The sequence below is a fragment of the Chloroflexus aurantiacus J-10-fl genome, from assembly GCF_000018865.1.
Classification (GTDB): domain Bacteria; phylum Chloroflexota; class Chloroflexia; order Chloroflexales; family Chloroflexaceae; genus Chloroflexus; species Chloroflexus aurantiacus.
Genome location: NC_010175.1, coordinates 460,404 through 482,664 on the forward strand (window position 1 = coordinate 460,404; position 22,261 = coordinate 482,664).

16 protein-coding genes and 1 riboswitch are annotated in these 22,261 nt (G+C 54.6%); of the genes, 1 reads left to right on the forward strand and 15 read right to left on the reverse strand.

Translation table 11 applies throughout. From position 1 onward, the window contains the following. Positions 1 to 26: 26 nt before the first annotated feature. The 7 genes from CAUR_RS01865 to CAUR_RS01895 form a co-directional block, all read right to left on the reverse strand. The gene (locus CAUR_RS01865) at positions 27 to 1,373 is read right to left on the reverse strand and encodes an extracellular solute-binding protein (protein WP_012256270.1); all 1,347 of its coding nucleotides are present in this window, start codon (positions 1,371 to 1,373) and stop codon (positions 27 to 29) included. 254 nt (positions 1,374 to 1,627) lie between these two features. Next, positions 1,628 to 2,668, reverse strand: coding sequence for a LacI family DNA-binding transcriptional regulator (locus tag CAUR_RS01870; protein ID WP_012256271.1), 1,041 nt, complete (start codon positions 2,666 to 2,668; stop codon positions 1,628 to 1,630). Between the two features lie 891 nt (positions 2,669 to 3,559). Further along, positions 3,560 to 4,186, reverse strand: a complete 627-nt coding sequence (locus CAUR_RS01875) for an NYN domain-containing protein (RefSeq protein WP_012256273.1) — start codon at positions 4,184 to 4,186, stop codon at positions 3,560 to 3,562. Positions 4,187 to 4,289: 103 nt separating this feature from the next. After that, the gene (locus tag CAUR_RS01880) at positions 4,290 to 5,060 is read right to left on the reverse strand and encodes a hydroxypyruvate isomerase family protein (protein ID WP_012256274.1); all 771 of its coding nucleotides are present in this window, start codon (positions 5,058 to 5,060) and stop codon (positions 4,290 to 4,292) included. Positions 5,061 to 5,490: 430 nt separating this feature from the next. Next, positions 5,491 to 8,679, reverse strand: a complete 3,189-nt coding sequence (locus CAUR_RS01885) for a S41 family peptidase (protein WP_012256275.1) — start codon at positions 8,677 to 8,679, stop codon at positions 5,491 to 5,493. Between the two features lie 159 nt (positions 8,680 to 8,838). Further along, entirely contained in the window at positions 8,839 to 9,627 is a 789-nt protein-coding gene (locus CAUR_RS01890; protein WP_012256276.1) for an SDR family oxidoreductase, read from the reverse strand. 18 nt (positions 9,628 to 9,645) lie between these two features. After that, positions 9,646 to 10,590 carry a hydroxymethylglutaryl-CoA lyase gene (locus CAUR_RS01895; RefSeq protein WP_242605026.1) on the reverse strand — a complete coding sequence of 315 codons (945 nt, stop codon included), beginning with the start codon at positions 10,588 to 10,590 and terminating at the stop codon, positions 9,646 to 9,648. A gap of 267 nt (positions 10,591 to 10,857) precedes the next feature. On the opposite strand from CAUR_RS01895, the gene CAUR_RS01900 reads away from it, so the two are divergent. Continuing rightward, a complete protein-coding gene (locus tag CAUR_RS01900) occupies positions 10,858 to 11,406 on the forward strand; it encodes a hypothetical protein (protein WP_012256278.1) in 549 nt (182 codons plus the stop codon). 98 nt (positions 11,407 to 11,504) lie between these two features. Here the strand turns inward: CAUR_RS01900 and thiD are convergent, their stop codons facing one another. The 8 genes from thiD to CAUR_RS01940 all read right to left on the reverse strand — a co-directional run bounded on the left by thiD (position 11,505) and on the right by CAUR_RS01940 (position 22,175). Continuing rightward, positions 11,505 to 12,305, reverse strand: a complete 801-nt coding sequence (gene thiD, locus CAUR_RS01905) for a bifunctional hydroxymethylpyrimidine kinase/phosphomethylpyrimidine kinase (RefSeq protein WP_012256279.1) — start codon at positions 12,303 to 12,305, stop codon at positions 11,505 to 11,507. After that, positions 12,302 to 12,952, reverse strand: coding sequence for a thiamine phosphate synthase (gene thiE / locus CAUR_RS01910; protein ID WP_012256280.1), 651 nt, complete (start codon positions 12,950 to 12,952; stop codon positions 12,302 to 12,304). The genes thiD and thiE overlap by 4 nt, the downstream gene beginning before the upstream one ends. A 27-nt stretch (positions 12,953 to 12,979) precedes the next feature. Further along, on the reverse strand, positions 12,980 to 13,789 hold the full coding sequence (gene thiM, locus CAUR_RS01915) for a hydroxyethylthiazole kinase (RefSeq protein WP_012256281.1): 810 nt from the start codon (positions 13,787 to 13,789) through the stop codon (positions 12,980 to 12,982). Between the two features lie 104 nt (positions 13,790 to 13,893). Continuing rightward, positions 13,894 to 14,016: riboswitch (TPP riboswitch) on the reverse strand. Between the two features lie 627 nt (positions 14,017 to 14,643). Next, entirely contained in the window at positions 14,644 to 16,317 is a 1,674-nt protein-coding gene (locus CAUR_RS01920) for an FAD-binding protein (protein WP_012256282.1), read from the reverse strand. Positions 16,318 to 16,339: 22 nt separating this feature from the next. Further along, on the reverse strand, positions 16,340 to 17,161 hold the full coding sequence (locus tag CAUR_RS01925; RefSeq protein WP_012256283.1) for an SDR family NAD(P)-dependent oxidoreductase: 822 nt from the start codon (positions 17,159 to 17,161) through the stop codon (positions 16,340 to 16,342). A 305-nt stretch (positions 17,162 to 17,466) separates the two neighbouring features. After that, positions 17,467 to 18,456, reverse strand: coding sequence for an aminoglycoside phosphotransferase family protein (locus tag CAUR_RS01930; RefSeq protein ID WP_012256284.1), 990 nt, complete (start codon positions 18,454 to 18,456; stop codon positions 17,467 to 17,469). 107 nt (positions 18,457 to 18,563) lie between these two features. Further along, entirely contained in the window at positions 18,564 to 20,825 is a 2,262-nt protein-coding gene (locus CAUR_RS01935) for a glycoside hydrolase family 3 N-terminal domain-containing protein (RefSeq protein WP_012256285.1), read from the reverse strand. A gap of 102 nt (positions 20,826 to 20,927) precedes the next feature. Then, the gene (locus tag CAUR_RS01940; protein ID WP_012256286.1) at positions 20,928 to 22,175 is read right to left on the reverse strand and encodes an MFS transporter; all 1,248 of its coding nucleotides are present in this window, start codon (positions 22,173 to 22,175) and stop codon (positions 20,928 to 20,930) included. Positions 22,176 to 22,261: the final 86 nt, after the last annotated feature.

Genomic DNA, 22,261 nt, shown 5'->3' on the forward strand with positions numbered 1-22,261 from the left:
AGTGGTACACCTGGCTGCTCTAGGGTTTATGGCAATTGTTCATCAATAGCTTTCTGTAGCTCAGCCATATATTCTTCTGGGCTCATATCACCTGTAACGAGTAATTGCACATTATCAGTAGCTACCGCTTGGGTACGGGCATTGAAATATGCTTCAAACCATGGTGCACCGTTCTTTACATTATCAATTTCTGCTACGGTTAACCTGGTTAATGGCGAAACATTATCTGGAATCTGGCTGACAGTAAAGCCTGTGATCATACCAAGTTCGCTCATTGCCCGATCTCCGTAGGCACTGAAAACGGCCTTCATCCATTCACCATACCCTTGCGGATTACGGCTAAACTCTTTCTGAGAGAAAGAAGTTGTTAAACCTGCATTGATCGAATAATCGTTGAGAGTGCCTACTCCGCCTTCGACGAGCGGAATATTGAAAAAACCGATATTGTCGATACCGATTTTATTCAACTCTGGATTATTGAAATCGCGTAGTGCCCAGCTTCCCATATAATACATAGCAGCCCGGCCTTGCAGAAATAGATCTTGCGCCGGAGCATAATCCAGTGTGTTGACACCTTGACCAAAATAGCCCTTCATGGCCATATCCTGCACAATCTGGGCAGCAGCAATAAAGCCAGCATCCGTTACCTTTAACTCACCATTGACTACACGACTCATAACATCGTAACCGTATACGCGCATCACGTAGCCATTAATGAGACGGGTAAGGGGCCATTTCTGTAAACCAGACACAGCAAATGGCTGGATACCAGCTTGATGGAGTTTGTCAGCAACTGCCAGTAGTTCGTCCCACGTTGTTGGAACCGCAAGATTGTGCTCCGCAAAAATTTGCTTGTTGTACCAGAAGCCCTCGATATTCAACTCCAGAGGCAAGGCGTAGAGGCCACTACCACCAACAAGGTTCTTTAACAGGCTTACTGCACCAGGATTCAGCCGGTCGTAGATACCAAGCTCCTTAAATGTTTGCTCGAGTTCAAGCACTTTACCACTTGCTGCCAGATCACGAAGTGGCGCACCGGATTCGTAATTAAACATGAAAGGAAGGCTATCACTACCCGCTAAAAGCTGGATACGCTGAACCAGGTCAGTCTGCGGATAGTTTTCATATTTCCATTCAACATTAGGATGGTTGGCCTGATACTCTCGGGTTAGGGTACCAATAATAAGTGGCCAACCTTCCGTCTCTTGTTGCACGGTAAGATAGTGAATGACTACCGGAAGCTGACTTTCAGTGGTAGTTGATTGTGCTGGCGTAACAACGGGTTGAGGCTGCGCGGCAGGCGCACTGCAGGAGATAATAACGCAACAGATCAAGACTAACAGTGACGGAACAACTAATTTCCCGGGCATCATATAGTGTCTCCTTCACGTACATCGGTTACAGGTAACAACTGTCAGCAGCCACTACGATTTGTGATAGTTTTCCTCTTTTCACTCACCTCCTACCAAGCTTGCTAAATGTGCCCGGGCCGGGTAAGATAAAAAAGGACTACATGATCGTAATACCCGACCTGGGCATCGATCGGTATGTCCGACTGTAGGAGATGCCGCCATCCGCCAAGATCATCGGCATCTCCTAACACCTGTATACACTCTTTACACGTGTATCAACACGATGGTGGTGCGGTCGACTCACGCAAAATAAGTCGAGCTGGCACCTCGATAACTTGTCTTGGTCGTTTTGGATCACGCAACCTTGCCAAAGCCAATTTCACCGCTTCACGACCGAGTTGCACTGCATCTTTTGCCGCAGTTGTCAGGCGAGGAATGAGATAATTAGCAATTGCAATATCATCGAAACCTATCAACGATACATCAGCAGGAACTCGTAGCCCCATATCACCAGCCGCACGCAAAACTGCTATGGCCAATAAATCGTTTATTGCTACAATCGCTGTTGGCCGATTCGGTTTCTGTAAAAGGTGAATGGCTGCCCGATATCCTTCCTCAATAGTTGGACCACAATGTACGATAAGCTGCTCATCAATTGGTATCCCAACAGCCTGAAGACTTTTCTTGTAGGGTATCAGACGATCTTCTGCTAAGCTCGAATTAGCTACACCGTAGATAAGACCTATTCGTCGGTGTCCTAGCATTATGAGATGTTGCATCGCTGCTGCTGCTACTGCACGATAATCAGACAATACACAATCTGCCAGGTAATCTTTGGTAACTCTATCACTTATTTCCACAATGGGTAAACCTCGCTCTAAGCTACGGATTAATGTATTCCTGGCTTCTTCTGACTCGTAAACAAATGAACCCATTAAGATCAATGCATCAATTCGCCGGCCAACTAAATCCTTGAATGCATCTTCACCATATTGAATGTTTAGGTTCATACTGCAAAGAAGCAACCGATATCCATTTGCACGTGCTTCCTGCTCTACACCTTCAGCATTTTCCCAAAAATGAGGATTATACAAATCTGGCATAATTAGTCCGATGGTCCTTGACTTACCCAATCGTAACGCTCTGGCTCCGGCATCAGGTTCATATCCTAATTCTTTAATTGCTTGCCAGACACGTTCCCGAGTCTCTGGAGAAATAGGAACCCGTCCCCCAGACAGACCATTGATTACGTGAGAAACTGTTGCTCGCGAGACCCCTGCGCGCCTGGCAACATCCATTTGCGTGGGACGTTTCATACATACGCCTCCTAACTATTAAGGCTGGAAGGGAGGCAGATTCATTATTTACACGAGTTAACTTACACGTGTCAATTTAATAACTACACAATATCATGAATCATAACTGTTGTCAATAGGTGTCGTCAGCGATGCTCCAGAACTCCTCTTTGAGCTTATCAAACAGTATGTGATAATGGAAAGCTCTGTAATGTAGCAGAACAGGTCTTGAACCCATCCTATCTGCAATCTTCTACGAAGCTCGAATTTATTCCATAAAAGCTGTACTGTCGTAATACCCGGCCATTGCACAGGTCATCAACGCTTGCTAATCACCAACAACAGTATATCCTGCTTCCAGTCTGCCGGTATAAAAGCGGAGAGGGCTGACAACCATCGCCAACACCATCACTCGTTGGATTGGATGCCTTATCTGCGTGTTATGCGCGTGGCGCAGCGTGTGGAGTGCGGCAGCGTGGCTGCCGCGCCAGCCGTGCTCACGATCCAGCGCGTGGTATTCCGTTGACCCGGCTGGTCACGGGGATGCCGGGTGTGGAGTGCCATCACTTGTTGGATTGGGTACCTTATCTGCGTGTTATGCGCGTGGCGCAGCGTGTGGAGTGCGGCAGCGTGGCTGCCGCGCCAGCCGTGCTCACGATCCAGCACGTGGTATTCCGTTGACCCGGCTGGTCACGGGGATGCCGGGTGTGATGTTTTTTTGAAACAGGTTCTACTCCGCAAAGCAACCTGGCTGAGTCATTGCAGACACCGTAACCATTGCCAACCGCCGGCGCAGCGTTCACACACGCCACCGGGAGAGAGTCAGGACCGTTCCACGCAAAAACACATCACTGAACAAGAAAGGGCAGGCGTGAGACCTGCCCCCTGGTTCGTGCGTGACTCGCGTGACCATCAATTCCTGGCGACCACCCCCTGTGGCTGCCGAAATAGCCCTTTGAAGATGGCAGCAGCCTGGGGCGTATGTTCGAGCTGGTTCACATTCAGTGCATAGTTACAGGCGTCTAGCAATCGCCTGTTCACATGGCTGGTGCGCTGCGAAGATTCATACTCAAAGTACAGAAGACCCACCCGCACCCCATGTTTCATCAGTGCCCGAACCAGCGGCGTCAAATCACCATCACCGGTAACCAAAACAGCAACATCAATCTTGCCTTCCATGGCCCGTTCCATGGCATCAATCGCGAGCGATACATCTACCCCTTTCTCTTGACCATTCGGGGGCATTGGCACATATTTCGGCTCAATGCCGGCATGTACCAAATCAATGTGCCGATTACGCTCAATCTGAAACTGTTTTTCACTGGTTTGCGCTGAATGGAACAGACCCTGGTGCCAGCTTGCGTAGACAACCCGGTGGGCGGCGTAGCGCTGCTCTTTGCTACTGACAAATTGTTCGATTAGACGATGAAAGGGAACAAATGACAACCAGCCAACTTTTTTCTCGCTGTAAAAATAGAATTGCGCATACGTAAAGTATGAACCATCGTAAAAGACACCGATGCGGCAGACGTTGTTCATGAAGCCTCCAGAAAGTGATTACGATGCAGTGTCGGAACGTTGGCTAGCTTTATTATAGCATTCTGAGTGAACCACAGTAGTGACAATATGTCACCCTTCACGCTCACTGACTCATCATCCGCACCACCCGCAGACTGGCCGCCGCATCGATTCGCGGGGTATATTCAAGACCGACATAGCCACTATACCCATGTTCACGCAAAACGCCAAAGATGTGCTCGTAATTGATTTCACCGGTGCCCGGCTCATGGCGACCGGGGACGTCGGCGACGTGGATGTGGCCGATAAGATCGAGATTGGCCAGGATGCGACGGGTCAGGTTTCCTTCGCTGATCTGTTGATGGTAACAATCAAACAACAGTTTGACGTGCGGTTGACCAAGCTCGCGCACGATGGCAAAGCCTTCGTCAGATGACCAGAGAAAACTACCCGGATGATCGACCGGGTTGCGCGGTTCGAGGAGTAGATTAAGACCGGCATCAGCCGCAGTCTCGGCAGCCTCATGCAGCGCATCAACCAGATGGGCGCGTTGCGTGGCATAATCGAGGTCTGTCCGGGTAATCCCACCGTGAACGATGAGGTTATCACAGGCCAGATCAACTGCCAGCGCGGCACTGCGCGTCACTTCATCACGAAAGCGTGCTCGCTGATCGGGATCATTGGGGGCTGCTTCGCTGCCGAAAATAGCCACACAATGCAGGCGTAAGGCGGTTTGCAGAGCAATGGTGATGTTCATGTCCTTGCCCTTCCGCGTCCAGAATTCATAGGCGCGGAAGCCGAGATCGGCAATGTGTTCGAGTCGCTGCTCAAACGGGCGATCGGTGAAGATCATATCGAGACAGACTGAGAAGCGGAGGGGTGCGAGGGCCGACATCTTCAACCTCACTTTTCTGCACAAGAGCTCCTATGGCGCAACCGACCCGTTGCAGCGCTGGCGATCATGATGCATCTGACTGGCTGGTCGGTCAAATCGTTCCACATTGCCTGCTCCTATTATACTGTTGTTGGCGCCTGATAGTGTATGCTTTGCCGACGAAATTGCCGGGAAGCGCTTGCGAAATTATTTCCACGCTTAGATGCATGTACTACGTTGTTTAGATTGCGGAAGTTCGGCTTTAGTATCTCTGCGTTCTATGCCGGACGCTTATGACATACACCAATCTCTGCCTCCCGCTTATGCGTGGCCTGTATGTGGTTTCCACCAGAACCAGGCTAAATGAACTCCATCAATCCGGTCGGGTTATCCGTTGAGCACAACGCTCAATCACCTCGCCGTCGCACGACTTTGCAACCTGAGACAGCTTCTACTCGTATGTTGTATCTGGGCTTGCCACCGGGTTCGGCACATCATTCTTTCGCCGCCGACGAACGGTTTTGAGGAGGGTGGCAATTGCGGCATCCAATTGACTGTCCCGCCCATACGCCCACTCTCCCAACGGACGCACCGCCTCTACATCAACCGGCCTGCCTCGTCCCTCCAAATCTTCGCCCTCTGGCGTCACTACATACAACCGCGGTAACCGCAACCATGAACCATCGAGCAATGGTATCTGGTATGTCCATATCACTGCTCCAGCAGTTGGTCGCCCGACGACCTTCCCCAGCCGCAATCGCCGGTAGCTTTCACTCAACATCTCGGTATTGCTTGCCGAGCGTTCATTCGTTACCAACACTGTAGGCCGGTCGAGCACGCGATTACCCGCCAGATGACTGGCATCAGTCGTGCCAAGATCACGAAACCCACTGCGCAGCGCCGAACGCCGCATCAGGACATCGAGAATAAATGTCGCTGTATGGCCGCCGCGATTGTAGCGTACATCAATAATGACACCGGCTTTGCTGTGGGTTTCCGCATCGAGATCAACCAGAAATTGTTGATAGGCAGCATAGCTCATCTCGGCAATGTGCACATACCCAAGCCTGCCTTGACTGTGGGTGTGAACATATTGTTCATTGTTGAACACCCAATCACGGTAACGCAACTGTTCATACGCACTGGCATTGATGGGCCGAACGACAATTTCGCGTTCGGTACCATCATTCGCCCGCAATACCAGCCGCACCCGCCGGCCAACACTGCGCAAGAGCAGCTTATGCAGTGAGAGCGTTCCGTTGAGCCGCGTTCCATCAATTGCGACCAGCTCTTCGCCGGGACGCGGTGGATCGGCAGTCAGCGCCGCCGGGCCATCAGGCAGGTTACGTTCGACGATCAGCCGACCTTCGCGGAGCAGTGGTTCGGCGGCAAAGATAATGCCGATGAAGCCATCCTCGCTCTCACTGTTGTAAAAGGAACTGCCCAGATGCGAAGCCCGCAGTTCACCAACCATCAAATTGATCAGCGTATGTAGCTCACCGGTAGTTTGGACTGCGCCTACCAGTGATGCGTAGCGATCACGCACGGCCTGCCAGTCCTGCCCACGAAAGGTCGGATCGTAGAAGCTATCACGTAGCTCACGCCAGGCTTCGATGAAGATTTGCTCCTTTTCACGATGAAAATCTACTTCAACCTCAGCCCGCAGTGAGAGCCGGTTCGGCTCGTTCCCACCGGGAAAGCGGCGTACCACAACCTGCCCATCTTCAAGGTAGTAGAAGCTACGTCCGTCCGGAGCAAATTGCAGAAATCCTTTGCGCGTGTCGCTGGCGGTCAATTGCCGTGGTGGTTGATTCGCCCGCGGCTCATCGAGCGGCATTGTCCAGACATCAACCTTACCGGCTACCGAAGCCAGAAAGAGCAGGTCTTTGCCATCAGGGCTGATTGGACCGGCCATCGCGTTCATCTGCGGCGGCGTCAGCAATCGTAAGCGCCGTTCAATGCCCTCGTAGATAATCGGCTCGGTCAGCGGTTGAGACACTCTTGGTTCTTTGGCGGATTGATCGCCGGGTTCGGTTGGTTTTTCCTCCTTTTTTTCAAATAATCGTTCAAACGCTGTTTCGCGAAACACTGGCTGCGACGGACGCAAATCGACACGCGCAATCTGCGCTTCTAACCGGTACTGTTCGGTAGTGAAGATGATAAAGCTCCCATCCGGTGACCAGCACAAATTGCCGCCATCGAGGTTGCTGAGAAAGGTAATCTGGCGCGGCTCACCACCGGCTGCCGGCACGATGTAGACGTTGCTGAAGAGACGATCATCCTGGGCGATGAACGCCAGATAGCGCGAGTCGGGCGACCAGCAAAGATCGGCGGCAACTGCAAACCGGGCCTGGCACACTTCACGTGGTGACGGATCTGTCACCTCGATCACCTCGATGATCCGCTGGTCGCGGATGTAGGCGATTGATTTCCCATCAGGTGCAATCCGCGGTAACATCTTGGGCCGACCATCACGGGTAAGTTGTTGCTCCTGTCCGCTGCTGAAATCGTATGCAAATAGTTCAACTTCTCCGTAGCGGTCGGAGAGATAGATTAAACGCTGCGAGTCAGGTGCCCACGCGATACTCCACTCGCGGGCCGGCGTATTGGTAACCCGAAACGCCGGCCCCTGGCGCAGATCACGGTCAGTCTCTTTGTCGGCAAAATCGGCAAAGACATCACCACGGGCCACAATCGCCAGTTTCTTTCCATCAGGACTGAGGCGAACTTCGCTAAACCCACTCGTCCAGCGTTCAACCCGTACCGGTGTGCGTTTGCTATCTATCCGCACCCGGATCGGAACAGGCACACTCTCGCCACTGATCGGATCGATCCGCCACAACTGGCCATCACCACGTTCGCAGACAATCACGTTGTTACGCCGGGCAATCGCCGGGAAGAGCAAGCGTCCATCACGAAAATGGGTTATTTGCCGCGCTTCACCCTCACCAAGTGGCAGGTACCACAGGTTCTCGTTGCCATCGCTATCGCAAACGATATACAGACCCTGACCATCCGGTGCCCACAACGGCCAACCCAGTTTGCCTGCGTACACGAGACGTTGCCCGAAAGGGCCGGCAATCTGGCACAATGCCCGGTAGTCGGGATCGGTTGGTCCTAACCATATCTCATTCGAGGAGAAGGGATGGGGTCCACGTCGCCACCAACGCTCGCGTATGTTGACAAAGGCCAGCCTTGTGCCGTCGGGCGACACTGCCACCTGACCAAGCTGTTCATACGGTTCAAGATAGATCGGCGCCGGCGTACCACCACTCGTCTTCACCCGATAGATTGCCGAACCCATCTGTTCAATAGCAGTGGTGAAGAAGACAGCATCCCCATCGTTTGCCCAGTCTTCTGGGGTGCATTGTTCGTCTTGAAACGTGATCTGGCGCGGTGGGCCGCCCGCCAGGTCGAGAACATACAAATCACCAGACCCATCACGACCGGCGCTGAAGAGGATACGCTGTCCATCCGGGCTAAACCGCGGTCCGTAATGACTGGCTGGATGGGCTGTAAGGCGTTCAGCAACCCCGCCTTCAATCGAGACAAGCCAGACATCACCGGCGGCGATAAATGCCAGCAGCCGCCCATCGGGATCAAGAGCTGGTTGACGCAAAAGGGCCTGAGATTTGGACAAGGTGGTTCCTCCCTATTCCAATATATGCTGTGCTTGTTATTTACAGGTATGTGTGATGACTTATTTTACAGCGTGTTGATCCAAACATCCAGAGATACACGTCTAACGACGAATGATAGCGCTACCATCCTCACTTGCCCCTCTTCAAACCGTTCCCACCTAGTGGTAAGCCTGCTCTTCCCAGACAAACGCGCGCGCCAGGATAGCATCAATCAAACCGGGAAACAGTCGTCCGATCCAGAGGGCCAACCGATCACTCCAGCTCACATAGGCCAGGCGCGGCTCGGTGCGCGCTGCCCGCAAGATAGTGCGGGCCACAACCTCTGGTGGCACACCCGGCGGTGCAATTCGTCGGCGCTCGCGTCCACGCCCCAGCCGTCGCTGATTGAAATCTGTGCGCGTCGTACCCGGACGCACGACGGTAACGGCAATCCCACTCCCGTGCAACTCAATCCGCAAGGCATTGCTGATCTGTTCGAGCGCAGCCTTTGCCGCCGCATACCCACCTAAAAAGGGTAGGGGCTGAACTGCCAAAACCGACGAGACGTTAATGATCTGACCACGACCGCCAGCCCGCATGATCGGTACGACTGCCTGAGTCAACCAGATTGGGCCAAGCAGATCGACGGCTAACACCCGCTCCAGATCGGCACGTGCCAGCCTGGTTACCGGACCGGTCAGACCGATCCCGGCGTTATTAATCAAGATGTCAACCTGCCCGTAAGTGGCTACTGCCCGCTCCACCAGCCGCATACACGCCTCTGGATCGGACACATCGGTTGGTACTGCCAACGCCTGCGGCAAATCGGCTGCCACCTGCGTTAAAGCTTCCTGCGAACGGGCAGCCAGCACCAGGCGCGCACCGGCAGCCGCAAAACAACGAGCCGTCGCCGCCCCAATCCCACTTGAGGCACCGGTAATAATCACCACCCGATCACGCGGATCCATAATGTGTACCTGCCATATTCAACCCTCGCCGCGGTCCCGCAGATGCTTACAAATACCGGCTTTAATCGTCTGTCCCGGCACTTCGTGCCCTAACATGCGTTCAAGTTCACGCGCCGTCGCCATGAGTGCCGGCAGATTCAACCCGGTCGCAATCCCCATCTCGTGCAGCAAATGCGTGACATCTTCGGTGCAGAGATTTCCAGGAGCGCCGGGCGCAAACGGACAACCACCAATACCACCAATGCTAGAGTCAAACAGATCGACACCCAATTGCAACGCTGCCAGCAGGTTTGCCAGACCCGCCCCCCGCGCACTGTGCAAATGCAAACGCAAGGGCTGGCGCGGAAAACGTGCGCGAAACGCCCTGACAACCTCTTGCACCAACAGCGGGTGAGCCATGCCGGTGGTATCACCCAGCGTCAACTGCTCGGCACCCAAATCGAGCAAGCGCTGACACAGATCCAACACCCGCTCAATCGGCACATCCCCTTCAAACGGGCAGCCGAAGGCCACCGACAGCACCGCATCAAATGGCTTCCCGGCTGCATGCACCAGCGTCGCCATCTCGGCCACCTGCACCAGTGATTGCTCGATACTCATATTCACATTACTGCGATTATGGCTCTCGCTGGCGCTGAGAAACACCTGCACAACATCTGCACCGGCGGCAATTGCCCGCCGCGCTCCGATAACATTCGGCGCAATTGCACTGTACACTACCCCAGGCTGGCGCTTGATACCGGCAAAGACAGCTTCCGTATCGGCCATCTGCGGCACTTGTTGCGGACGCACAAATGCCCCTACTTCAATCGCACGCAACCCGGTCGCTGCCAACAACTCAATCAACGTTATCTTCTGCGCCGTCGTCAGAATCGTTGGCTCATTCTGCAAACCATCACGCGGCCCTACTTCACGAATATGCACAAACGTCGGTAGCGTGCCAATTGTCATTGTGGTCATCATCGACCTCCCTGGTTGCTGGTTTTGAACGGTTCATGTTGCCGGCAATCACTGTTGGCAGCCTGCAATCGTCATGATCGGCACTATGTATGACTCAGCAGTGATTGATCTTTTCAGTATGGTAGAGATTCACACTCCGTCTGTCAAATGGTTGCAATGAAACAGATTAGTAACTCCACTGTAACCTGTTCTTCTACCCTGACAACAGAACCACACAACGTGGGGCATCAAAAACGGATAGACAGCGCATAGCGCTGAATGGAGGAACCAATGGATTGGTCGAAGCAGGCGAATGACATGATCAAGATGTGGACCGGCACGCAACAGAAGGTCTGGGATAGCTGGATGGCATCAATGCAATACATGGCAGCCCCGCAGAATCCAGAAGCATGGCAGAAGACGGTCGATAGCTGGCGGGGGACAGTCAAGCAAACGCTGGAAGCACAGGTCGAGCTGACCCGCATGTGGGCAGAGGCCGTCGCCGCGAACAGCGTTAACATGCCGAATCTGCCTCCTATCCCTGGTGTCCCCACAATCCCCGGTCTCAATCCAGCATCGCCGACCTCGGTTGTGGAATGGAGCCGGCAGGTTCTGGAGTTGACCCGCAATTTCACCGAAAGCCAGACCCGCTTCATTGAGGGCTGGTTCGAGATGCTCAAGAAGTCGGATCCGACCACGATTGCCCGTGGTTGGGATACGACGCAAATGCAGAAGGTGATGCAGAGCTGGCAAGAGGCGATGCAGCGGGTGATTGAGGCTCAGGCCGAACTGGGTAAAGTGTTGATGGGAGTTGTCAACAACACTGTCGAGAAGAAGTAACGTTGTTTTCTCTGCGTGAATTGACGCTCATTGAGGGAAGTGATGCTCTCTGGTTGCATACACTTCCCTCAATTTCTTTTGCTTTCGGTATCAGTTTGCTATTCAGCAACCCCATACCACGCGGCAAAATGGTGTACCGGGCCATGCCCTTGACCTAAACCTGGTGCATGACGGAGAGCGGTGGTAATGTATTCTTTCGCCTGTGCAACTGCATCAGGTACCGACAGACCCTTTGCTAAACCGGCAGCAATCGCCGAGGCGAAAGTACAACCGGTTCCGTGAGTGTGTCGTGTCTCTATCCGTGGCGCCGTAAAGTACTGATACTGCGCCCCGTCGAAGAGCACATCAACACTATCACCTTCGAGATGTCCACCTTTCACCAGTACCCAGCGCGGCCCCATGGCATGGATCATCTGTGCCGCCTGTTCCATCTCAGCAATAGTTGTAATGTTAAGCCCGGTTAGTGCCCGTGCTTCCGGGAGATTCGGGGTCACGATGGTAGCCAGTGGCAACAACAGCGTGATCAAAGCCTGCTGCGCCTCAGGGTGCAACAATGGATGTCCACTCTTGGCTACCATCACCGGATCAACCACCAGGTAAGGCCACTGATAGGCTCGTGCCTTCTCAGCAACCACCGCAATAATGTCGGCATTTGCCAGCATCCCGGTCTTCACCGCATCGACGCCGATGTCGGTAACGACCGAGTCGATCTGTTGACCGACAAACGCTGCCGGCAATTCCACCACCCCTTGCACCCCCACCGTATTCTGAGCCGTCACGGCGGTCAGTACGCTCATACCATACGCACCCAGGGCCGCAAATGCTTTTAAATCGGCCTGAATACCGGCCCCACCACCAGAATCAGAACCGGCAATCGTCAGACAACGCGGTAACGTCATAGCGCCTTCTCCTGAGTAACTGACACCAGCGCACGCAATTGACGAGCAGCGGCAGTGACATCATCTGCTGCGACTACTGCTGACACAACAGCAATTCCATCAGCACCTGCCCGCATCACATCAGCAGCATTTGCCTGATTAATACCGCCAATTGCCACAATTGGGATCGATACGTGTTGCCGGATGGCGCGTAAACCATCCAGGCCTATCGGCGCTGCGGCATCTGGTTTGGTTGTTGTGGCGAAGATCGGCCCAACGCCGAGATAATCTGCCCCATCACGCACCGCCTGAAGTGCTTCACTGAGATTGTGGGCCGACACTCCCAACAGTTTGTTGCCGATCAATCGTCGCGCCAGTGCCACCGGCATATCATCCTGACCGACGTGAACACCATCAGCATCTACCGCCAGTGCCACATCTACCCGATCATTGACGATCAGTGGCACCCCAGCCCGTCGGGTCAGATCACGCAATTCCAGCGCTTCTTCAATCATCTGCCGGGTTGAGGCATGCTTCTCCCGATACTGCACAACTGTGGCGCCACCAACTATCGCCGCTTCAATCACTGCGCGATGTGAACGGCCTCGCGACAGCCCGGCATCAGTGACGACATACAGCCGCCAGTCAACAATATGGGCGATACTCACAGGCAGATCCTTTCCTTATCAGGGAAACTACCCTGCAACAGCAGTTACCCGTGCCCCGGCACGAATCTGATCAGCCGAAAGATGGTAGATAGCATCGTAAAAGGCCACCTTAAAGCTTGCCGGCCCACGTGCTGCCGGCGCGGCCAGTTCGGCGGCCAGACCAAAACAGGCCAGCGCAGCCGCTGCGGCAAAGGGATACTCGCGCTCAACTGCAGCAAATGCAGCGATAACCGTGGTTGCCGAACAGCCAGTGCCGGTGAGCGTCTTCAGCCATTCATGACCATTATCGACCAGAAACACCCGCTTCCCATCGGTCACGACATCTTGCCGACCGGTAACAGCAACCACAGTACGGTACTGTTGGGCCAGCGCCTTCGCGGCTGCGGTCGGATCATCGACCTCAACCACCGTCTCGACCCCTTTGACCACGCCACCCATCCCGGCCAGCGCACCGATCTCGCCGGAATTACCCCGCACCACCGCAATCTGAAGCTCTTCAAGCAACCGCCGATTACTCGCCGTGCGCAGGCTTGTCGCACCAGCACCCACCGGATCGAGCACGATAGGAATCCCCAGCTCGTTTGCCCGCCGACCGGCAATCAACATCGCTTCAATCCAATCAGGCGACAACGTGCCCACATTCAACACCAGCGCACCTGCAGCGGTCACCATCTCGGCCACCTCGGCTCGATCATGCGCCATAACCGGCAACCCACCGATGTGCAGCGTTACATTGGCCGTATCATTCATCACCACAAAATTGGTAATGTGGTGAATGAGGGGGCGCTGCTGGCGCACCCGTTCGCGCAACTCCGCGATCCGCTCGTTCAGAGTCATCATGGCCTCCTTGCGCCAGCAGACGGCGGAACATCATTGGGCAGGTAGCAAAAAACCGCCCTGCCGCGGCAGGACGGTTATTCCGCAATGCAGACGGTGCAATACACCTGCACCCTGCTCCTCCCTCCGCTGGCATAACCCAGATCAGGTTCAAAGGGTCGGTGTCGGTGGCGATACGCCTAGACACCCTCTCAGCCCGGTTCTCCCAGGCTCCCCTGGCTTATTAGTTACGAAGTATCATATCATGGAAGGATGGCTTGTGCAAGGCTTGTTATCACTCTTGAGTCTCTCAAAATAGACACCGTGTAAGATCTACACCAATCAACGTGACAGGCAACCCTGCACCTACACCATGGAATATTCTTGCAGAAGTCTCCTTACAGATACCGTTTGCAACACGCAATCCTGTGTTGTCACAGCGATTATCGCTGATAAGCCTGCTATGACCAACACCCGGCGGTGGCGTAACCGGCAGGGACGCACGGTCTACCGCCCTTCCTCACCTGCGACGACGGCGAGTATTGCCCCCTCAAGTATTCCGTACCTCAGCAGGGCGGATGCAGCCCATCGGCAGCGGGCACTTTACGGCACAAACGTTTGTCCCCTGCTCCACGTGAAGTTATCTCAAAAAAATACAATACATGGCGTGTGACTCAAGACATACTCCCTCGCCGCCCCCTCGTATAGCAATGTGAACAGGTACACGCACCACCCGTAGGGGCGGGTTCAGAACCCGCCCCTACGGAACCCACCTACCCTATCATGCAGGTGATCCCTACGGATCATTGCGGATGAGATGGATAGTCACGGTTCACCGCATATCCGGTGATAGGTAATGATGCGCCAATGTGATATTACACCCGCTCGACAAGTTGCATATTTTGCACGATATGCTGCATGGCTATGTAGGCAAAGGTACACGCCGGGCCTAACGTGGAACCGGGGCCTGGATAAGTGCCTCCGAACACTGAGGCCGAGGTGTTGCCTGTGGCGTACAGACCGGGAATAGGCTCGCCATTTTCGTGCAGCACCTGTCCCCACTCATCTGTCAACAGACCACCCAGTGTCCCCAGTTCGCCGGGATAGATAGCCGTCGCATAGAAAGGTGGACGTTCTAGCGGGCCGAGATTGGGGTTGGGCTTTACGCGCGGATCGCTGTAGAAACGGTCGTAAGCACTCTCACCACGGTGGAAATCTTCATCCTTACCCTGCTGTGCCATTCGATTAAACCGCACTACTGTGCGTTCTAACCCATCGGGATCGATACCAATACGCATCGCCAGCTCTCGCAATGTTTGCGCGCGCACCAGGAATTGGGAGCTGGTGGCCGATTGCGGCGTAATGCCCGGCGGCAATAACCCAAACGGATAGTAGCGGCGATGACGGCTTTCCATGATCAGCCAGGCCGGAATGGCCGGCGTCTGCCTGTGCCGCTCATATTGCCAACGCCAGCAATCGACATATGAAGCCGACTCGTTCATGAAACGCTCGCCCTTGCTATCAACAATGATGGAGAACGGCAACGAGCGCTCGCCGACCAGAAACGACACCTGACCTTGCGGGAGTATCACCACAGGCCCACCCCAGGCCTTATCCATTAAGGCTACCGCCGCACCGAGAGCCTGGGCGGCACGAATGGCATCGCCTGTATTGCCCGATGCACCTACAGCCCAGTCGGTACTCGTGGGCTTGGGAAGATAGCGTTCACGCATCTCGCCGTGATGCTCAAAACCACCCGCTGCCAGCAACACCCCTCTACGAGCTGCCACACGCAGAGTGCGCCCTTCACGGCGCACAACAGCGCCGGCAACCCGTCCATGATCAACGACCAATTCTTCGAGAGAGCTTTCGAGCCAGATCGGGATATTCCGTTGCAGACATAACCAGAGCAGTTGGCCTACGAGCGACGCCCCCAGACCCATCGGCACCTTACCCAGCGCTCGTTGAAAGAACCGCCCAAAGACACGCATGGCCATGAGGAATCCGCGCACTGTACGCAACGAAACCAAAAAAGAAGCAACCTCATTTGTATGTATCGGTATTGGTGGCGCACCCGGGAAAGGACGGAGCCGTTTCAGCCATGGCCCTAATTGACGGCCGTCGAAGATGCTTCCCTCGATGGCGCGCCCGCGTTTCGAGCCACCAGGACGTTCAGGGTAGTAATCTGGATACCCGATGGCGGCATGCCACCGAAAGCCAAGGCGACGCAGAAACTCAACCATCTGTGGCCCGTACTCTAAAAAAGCTCGCCGCCGATCGGGTGAGGCAGCGGGACCGGCAGCCGGTACCACCTCTTCTAAATAACGCCACGCCATCTCAAACGAATCTTCTACCCCGGCCTCGCGCGACACCGGATTGTTGGGAATCCACAATCCGCCACCCGACATAGCGCTTGAACCACCTACCAGATCAGTTTTTTCGATCACCAGTGTCTCGAGTCCGGCCTCCTTCGCCACCAGTGCTGCCACCAGCGCACCGGCTCCGCTCCCGACAATGAGAACGTCCGTCTGGTAATCAGATCGATCCATATGCGTTCTCCTGTATTGAACATTACCGAGACAACAGATGTTGCATCTGCCTGTAGATCAATTCGGCTGCCCAGCGGGGATTCAGTCGGCTGAGCCAGTCCATCATTCGCGCATCTGAACCGACAAGAATGCGATAGCGATCCCCTTCAATACCGTCTATGATGATGCGTGCAGCTTCCTTTGGCGAAAGTGCCTTCATGCGACTCGAACGTTGTGCCTGCGCTGCCTGCATAGGCAGTGAAGACTGAGCCACGTTAGAATTTTTGACAATATCGGTAGCCATCGCACCCGGAAATACAATCGTCACCCGAACATTGGTGTTAAGCAGCTCACTCCTCAAACCTTCGGTGAAGAGCTTAACGGCAGCTTTTGAGGCACCGTACATTGTTTGTCCAGGCACCGGCACCAGCGCCCCCATACTGGAAATATTGACAATGTGCGCTACTGGTCGTTTGATCAGGTACGGCAAGAACGATTTTGTCATGTAAAGTGTGCCATAGAAGTTAACCTTCAATACCCGATCAATTGCCGCATCCTCCAGGTCGTTTACTTTGACAAAAGGCTGAATGATGCCCGCATTGTTGATCAGACCATCAACTGCTCCATGGACAGACAGAACTTTTTCGGGAAGCGCCTGAACAGCCGCCAGATCAGCAATATTCACCACATGGGTAGAAAGTTTGCTCCTGGCCTGACCTGCCTGCCCGACCAGTTCGTCAAGCGCCGCACCATTGATATCCACGGCAGCAACATTCGCCCCCATATCGAGCAGCCGTAAAACCAGCTCGCGACCTAAACCGCTCGCCCCTCCTGTGACGACGAAGACTTTGTTTTTTACTTTCATAAGCTGTTTACTCCTTCGCTTTGATCTACTTTTGCGGATCGAACAAACATTACCTTGGGGATAATTCGCACCAACCAGGGGGTATCAGATGTTGTTCCATTGTGACCTTAGTATGACACAGGTCGTGGATATATATCAAGAACGTGGCAAGAATGATGAACAAAGCCTGAGTAGAGATCTCTCTACGGTCACAGAGATAGGGTTCAGAAGTTACTTTGATATATGCGTGAACCGTGTATAAAGAATGACCGAACCCTGCATGTAACGTACAGAAAAGTCACCTGCCTTGACTCGGACATGTCGGTTCATCCATACACGTAGTTAGCCCGCAACCACGCCATACTTCTCGCAATAAAACCTTTGGAGAAATTGAAGATTTCATCAGTATCGTAATTGCGGTAATAACACTCGGTATGCATCACTAAAGCAAGATGCAATGAGTACAGGTAACAGCGTTGTTTTTCGGCAAAGGTGAATGATGTCTTGCCGTAGCCGCGCATGCTGTTAGTAATTCCATCACCAAAAAATGGCCGAAATTGAGCTTCCATTAGTGGATCGGCCCATAATACCCGTTCAAAGTCAATGATTCCGACAATTCGACCTTGCTGAACAAAGAAATTGGCATCCCAGGCATCCCAGTGCACCAGGCACGGTATAGTAACCTCCTCTAGCGCAGCAGCGTGTTTCCAAACCACGTCGCGGATTTCATCGTAGCTGTAGTCAAACGTTACCCGTTTGCGAGCGGCGTCTTCCAGCACCGCATCCATAATCCTGATGAATGCCTCTTTCCAGGTACTGGCGCGCAGATCGGGATTCCCTTCATACCCAAAATAGGTACCGCGAAAACTGTTGATCTCGCGGATAATGGTACCAATCTGGTATTCGAGCGTTGCCAGGGTCGCGGCAGGCAAGCGCGCTCGCATATGCGCAAGCGTATCCCCGGCAAGTTTCTCCATAAAGAAGTAGTCCGCATCACACACCTCATGCGTATCATCGCAGAAGTAAATGTTGGGCACGGGAATAGCCGGGTTTTGTCGAACCAGACGCATGGTGGCAACCTCGGTTGCCATGATGTTCTTCTCATACGACATCACTTCTGCATCAGGTGGTGGGGCGATCTTGAGGATAACTTCCTGCCCATTGGCGAGCCGGATGCTGTACACCGCATTGAACCAGCCATCCTTCAGCTCATAAACTGCACCTTCGTCATCGGCCAGCGCCATCCCACCAAATGCCCTGGCAACCATGGCTTCAATCTGCGCGCGGGTTTTAGTGTTCTTGGTCTTGCTCTTCATCGTTACTGGTTCTTTAATTTACCGGCAGCCTGGTTGAATCGGCTGCCGGTAAGACGTTCACTACGGAACGGGTGCAGCGTCGCCTTTTCGCATGTACTCGAAAACATTTAGACAGTGCTGCTCCGCACCGAGAATTCGGCGTGTAGCGCTGCTGTCGAATCACCGCCTACCCAAACGTCAAAATCCGACTCGTCAAGCACGTAGGCACTGTCGGCCTTGCTCCAGTAGCGGCGTGCCGAAGGGGGTATCGCAAAGCGCAACGTTCGCCGCTCTCCCGGCTTGAGCGTTACCCGCTCAAATCCCTTCAGCTCGCGCACCGGACGGGCAGCACGCCCGTAGCGCTGGTGCAGGTAGAGCTGGGCGACCTCCTCGACTTCCCTCGCCGATGTATTGTGAACCTCGACAGTGGCCTCAATCGTGTCCTCCAGGCCGATCTGCGTTGCACTCAACGTCAAATTGCGATACTCGACCTGACCGTAGGTCAGACCGAAGCCAAAGGGATAGAGCGGAGTGCTCTCTTCTTCCCAGTAGCGCTGGTGGCTGGTAGCAGGCTGGTGCGAGTTCAGTCGTGAGTAGATGATGGGTACCTGTCCAACACTGCGCGGCCAGCTAAATGGCAGCTTGCCGCCGGGTGTGGCATCACCCCACAACAATCGGGCCACTGCATTCCCACCTTCGCTACCGGGGTGCCACGCGACCAGGATGGCCGCCGAGCATGGCAACACGCGACGCAGATCGAGCGGTCGCCCACTCAACAATACAACGACGACCGGCGTACCCGTTGCGGCAACCGCCTCTAACAATTCAAGCTGACGACCCGGCAGATCAAGGGTCGAACGTGAGGCAGCCTCACCATTCATATCGGCTGCCTCACCAAGCACCAGTACCGCTACATCCGATGCGCGGGCCAGTGCAACTGCACGGGCAAACTCCGCCTCCTCGTCAAAAGATGTCTCAGACGACGCCGGCATACCGAGTGCCTGCGACAGTGACGCGAACGGCGAGGGGATCGCACGTGTCGGCATGGGCACTCCAGGCGCGTACTCGACCCGCACACCTTCGCCGGCAGTGCGCCGTAGTCCTTCCAGAACGGTGACCGTGGCATTGAGATCGGGTGCAAAGACCCACGGCCCCAGCGTGGCCGCCCGGTCGTCTGCCAGCGGGCCGATCACTGCCACCTGGCGCACAGCAGAGCGATCAAGCGGTAGAATGTTACCCTCGTTTCGCAACAATACCGCCGCCCGTTCCGCTGCAATCCGTGCCATCTCGCGGTGTGCAGGATCGTTCAGGATAGCGCCCGCTGCACCCTCATTCACATACGGCTGCTCGAACAGACCCAGACGCAACTTCACGAGCAGTACCCGGCGAACTGCTTCATCGAGCAGACTCTCCTCAATCACTCCGCTGCGCACAGCCTCGGCAAGCGTGCTGAAGGCTCCCACCGTCGGAATCGGATTGGTGCCCGGCACAAAGCGCATACCGAGCCACATCTCCATATCGAGACCGGCCCGCAGGGCGCGTACCGCAGCATCCTGCGCATCACGGGCAAAGCCATGGGTAACCAGGTCCATCACCGCTGCTGCATCACTTACCACAAAGCCCTTAAAACCAAGTTCGCCACGCAGTACATCGGTAAGCAGGTAGCGGTCGGCAGCACCGGGCACTCCGTCGATGCCAACATAGGAAGTCATGACATTGCCTGCTCCTGCGGCCACTGCCGCGGCAAATGGCGGCAGGTACACATTGCGCAACTCGCTCTCCGAGATGTTCACCTCGTCATAATCACGACCACCAAGCGCTGCGCCGTAACCGACGTAGTGCTTCGGGCCGGCGACAACGTGCTCAGGCGCGCCGATTGCCTCACCCTGAAAACCACGCACCTGCGCCGCGGCCATCTGCGCACCAAGGTATGGGTCTTCGCCGGCACCCTCAACAATCCGCCCCCAACGGGGATCACGGGCAATATCCACCATCGGAGCAAACGTCCAGTGGATACCCACCGCTCGCGCTTCACGCGCCGCTATCGCCTGGACACGCTCATAAAGCTGCGGGTCCCAGGATGCAGCCATGCCCAGCGGAACGGGAAAGATCGTCCGCAGGCCATGAATCACATCGAAGCCAAACAACAGCGGAATACCAAGGCGACTTTCCTCAACGGCGATGCGTTGCAACCGATTCGTCTCGCGTGGATCAGCGACAAACAAGAGACTACCGACCTGCCCGGCGCGCACCTGAGCTTCGACCAGTTCGTTTTGCGCCGTCAATCCTCTAAAGTAAAAGTACTGACTGATCTGCCCGGCCTTCTCTTCCAGGGTCATCGCTGCAAGGAGATCATTGGCACGTTGGACGAGAGCGTCATTGGTGGTCATACTTTCATTTCCTTTCTGCTATAAACGGCACGTGCATACCACACGGTCGTCCAATCTGGAGAGCTTTAAACAGTGATCAGGCATGCTTCAGCGTAAACAGCCTTATTTGATAGCCTGGGTTGGCCCGGTCTTCGCTGCCACAACCGTAACCGACACCCTTCGTAGCCGCACGACAAGAAGATACAATCCGAATAGGCTGGCATATACCACCAGCAGACAGAGCGGAATTATCTCCAGCGAGACGCGCTGCGCCAGTACACCCATCAGGCCGGGGATCACTGCGGTACCAAATCCTGTTGCAGTCATCTGCATCCCTATCGTATTGGCGGCATGGTGATCGCCCACGCGCATGCTGGTGTCAGACATCAGTGCCGGGAAGATCGGGGCAATCGCCAGGCCAATTAAAGCCACCGCTACCACATTCATCAATTGCGAGGGATTCCAGATCAGCAAAACTGCACCTAGCAGCGCGCCTGACAGCCCCGTGAACACCAGTCTGGTAGCTCCTGTTCGGATCGTAATCATCCCCGCCGCGATCCGCCCGATAGTGAAGGTAAACCAGTAGCTACCTGCAAAAAAGCCTGCCAATGCCTGATCCACACCCCGCGACTCGGTCAACAGCGTATAAGTCCAGATTCCCAGAGAGGACTCTGCGCCCACATACAGAAAAAACAGCATGACACTCAGCCATACCTGCGGCTGGCGTAGCGTTTCGATCATCGGTGTCTGGTAATCGGTCAGTCGTTTGGCAGGCTCGTCACCTGATGGCACATTGCGCGCATGGCTGGCCCACATCGCTAACGTGAGGACAAAACAGATCGCCAGCGCGATCTGAAAAATACCGACAATCTGGTAACCAAAGTGCCACGTGTTCAGCGTCGTCAGCCCAAGCGTCATCAGGATGGGACCAATCGTAACCCCGACACCCCAACTGGCATGGAGCCACTGCATCAGCGTTTCACCAAAATGCGCTGCCACATACGTGTTCAAACCGGCGTCAATCGCCCCCGCACCCAACCCGGCAAAAACCCCCAGCGCTACCATCATCCACCAGTGGGGAACGACGGTATAACCGATCAGCGCCATCCCGGTCAGCAAACAACTTGCCGCCAACATCCGACCTACCCCCAACCGCGAGAGGAGGAACCCACTGAAGAAACTCGAAATCATATAGCCGGCAATGACCGTCGTCAGCAGCATCCCAATTGCATCAAGTGGAACGGCAAAACTGTCGCGAATCGATGGCCAGCCAACACCGAGCAGGCCATCGGGCAGACCGAGGGCAATGAAGGCAACAAATGCCAGCACAATGAGGCCTATGCCTGAGACTCGTGTCTTGTTCGTCGGCATAAATCGTGAACAACCTTTCTGTCGAACGCAAGGGAGGGTCGCGCCATACGAATGTTATGCAATCGATTGCACAACGGACAAAAATA

Excerpts from the sequence above, each read along its gene's own strand:
- CAUR_RS01865 (WP_012256270.1), bottom strand. The coding sequence starts at position 1,373 with ATGATGCCCGGGAAATTAGTTGTTCCGTCACTGTTAGTCTTGATCTGT.
- CAUR_RS01870 (WP_012256271.1), bottom strand. The coding sequence starts at position 2,668 with ATGAAACGTCCCACGCAAATGGATGTTGCCAGGCGCGCAGGGGTCTCG.
- CAUR_RS01875 (WP_012256273.1), bottom strand. The coding sequence starts at position 4,186 with ATGAACAACGTCTGCCGCATCGGTGTCTTTTACGATGGTTCATACTTT.
- CAUR_RS01880 (WP_012256274.1), bottom strand. The coding sequence starts at position 5,060 with ATGTCGGCCCTCGCACCCCTCCGCTTCTCAGTCTGTCTCGATATGATC.
- CAUR_RS01890 (WP_012256276.1), bottom strand. The coding sequence starts at position 9,627 with ATGGATCCGCGTGATCGGGTGGTGATTATTACCGGTGCCTCAAGTGGG.
- CAUR_RS01895 (WP_242605026.1), bottom strand. The coding sequence starts at position 10,590 with ATGATGACCACAATGACAATTGGCACGCTACCGACGTTTGTGCATATT.
- CAUR_RS01900 (WP_012256278.1), top strand. The coding sequence starts at position 10,858 with ATGGATTGGTCGAAGCAGGCGAATGACATGATCAAGATGTGGACCGGC.
- thiD (WP_012256279.1), bottom strand. The coding sequence starts at position 12,305 with ATGACGTTACCGCGTTGTCTGACGATTGCCGGTTCTGATTCTGGTGGT.
- thiM (WP_012256281.1), bottom strand. The coding sequence starts at position 13,789 with ATGACTCTGAACGAGCGGATCGCGGAGTTGCGCGAACGGGTGCGCCAG.
- CAUR_RS01920 (WP_012256282.1), bottom strand. The coding sequence starts at position 16,317 with ATGGATCGATCTGATTACCAGACGGACGTTCTCATTGTCGGGAGCGGA.
- CAUR_RS01925 (WP_012256283.1), bottom strand. The coding sequence starts at position 17,161 with ATGAAAGTAAAAAACAAAGTCTTCGTCGTCACAGGAGGGGCGAGCGGT.
- CAUR_RS01930 (WP_012256284.1), bottom strand. The coding sequence starts at position 18,456 with ATGAAGAGCAAGACCAAGAACACTAAAACCCGCGCGCAGATTGAAGCC.
- CAUR_RS01935 (WP_012256285.1), bottom strand. The coding sequence starts at position 20,825 with ATGACCACCAATGACGCTCTCGTCCAACGTGCCAATGATCTCCTTGCA.
- CAUR_RS01940 (WP_012256286.1), bottom strand. The coding sequence starts at position 22,175 with ATGCCGACGAACAAGACACGAGTCTCAGGCATAGGCCTCATTGTGCTG.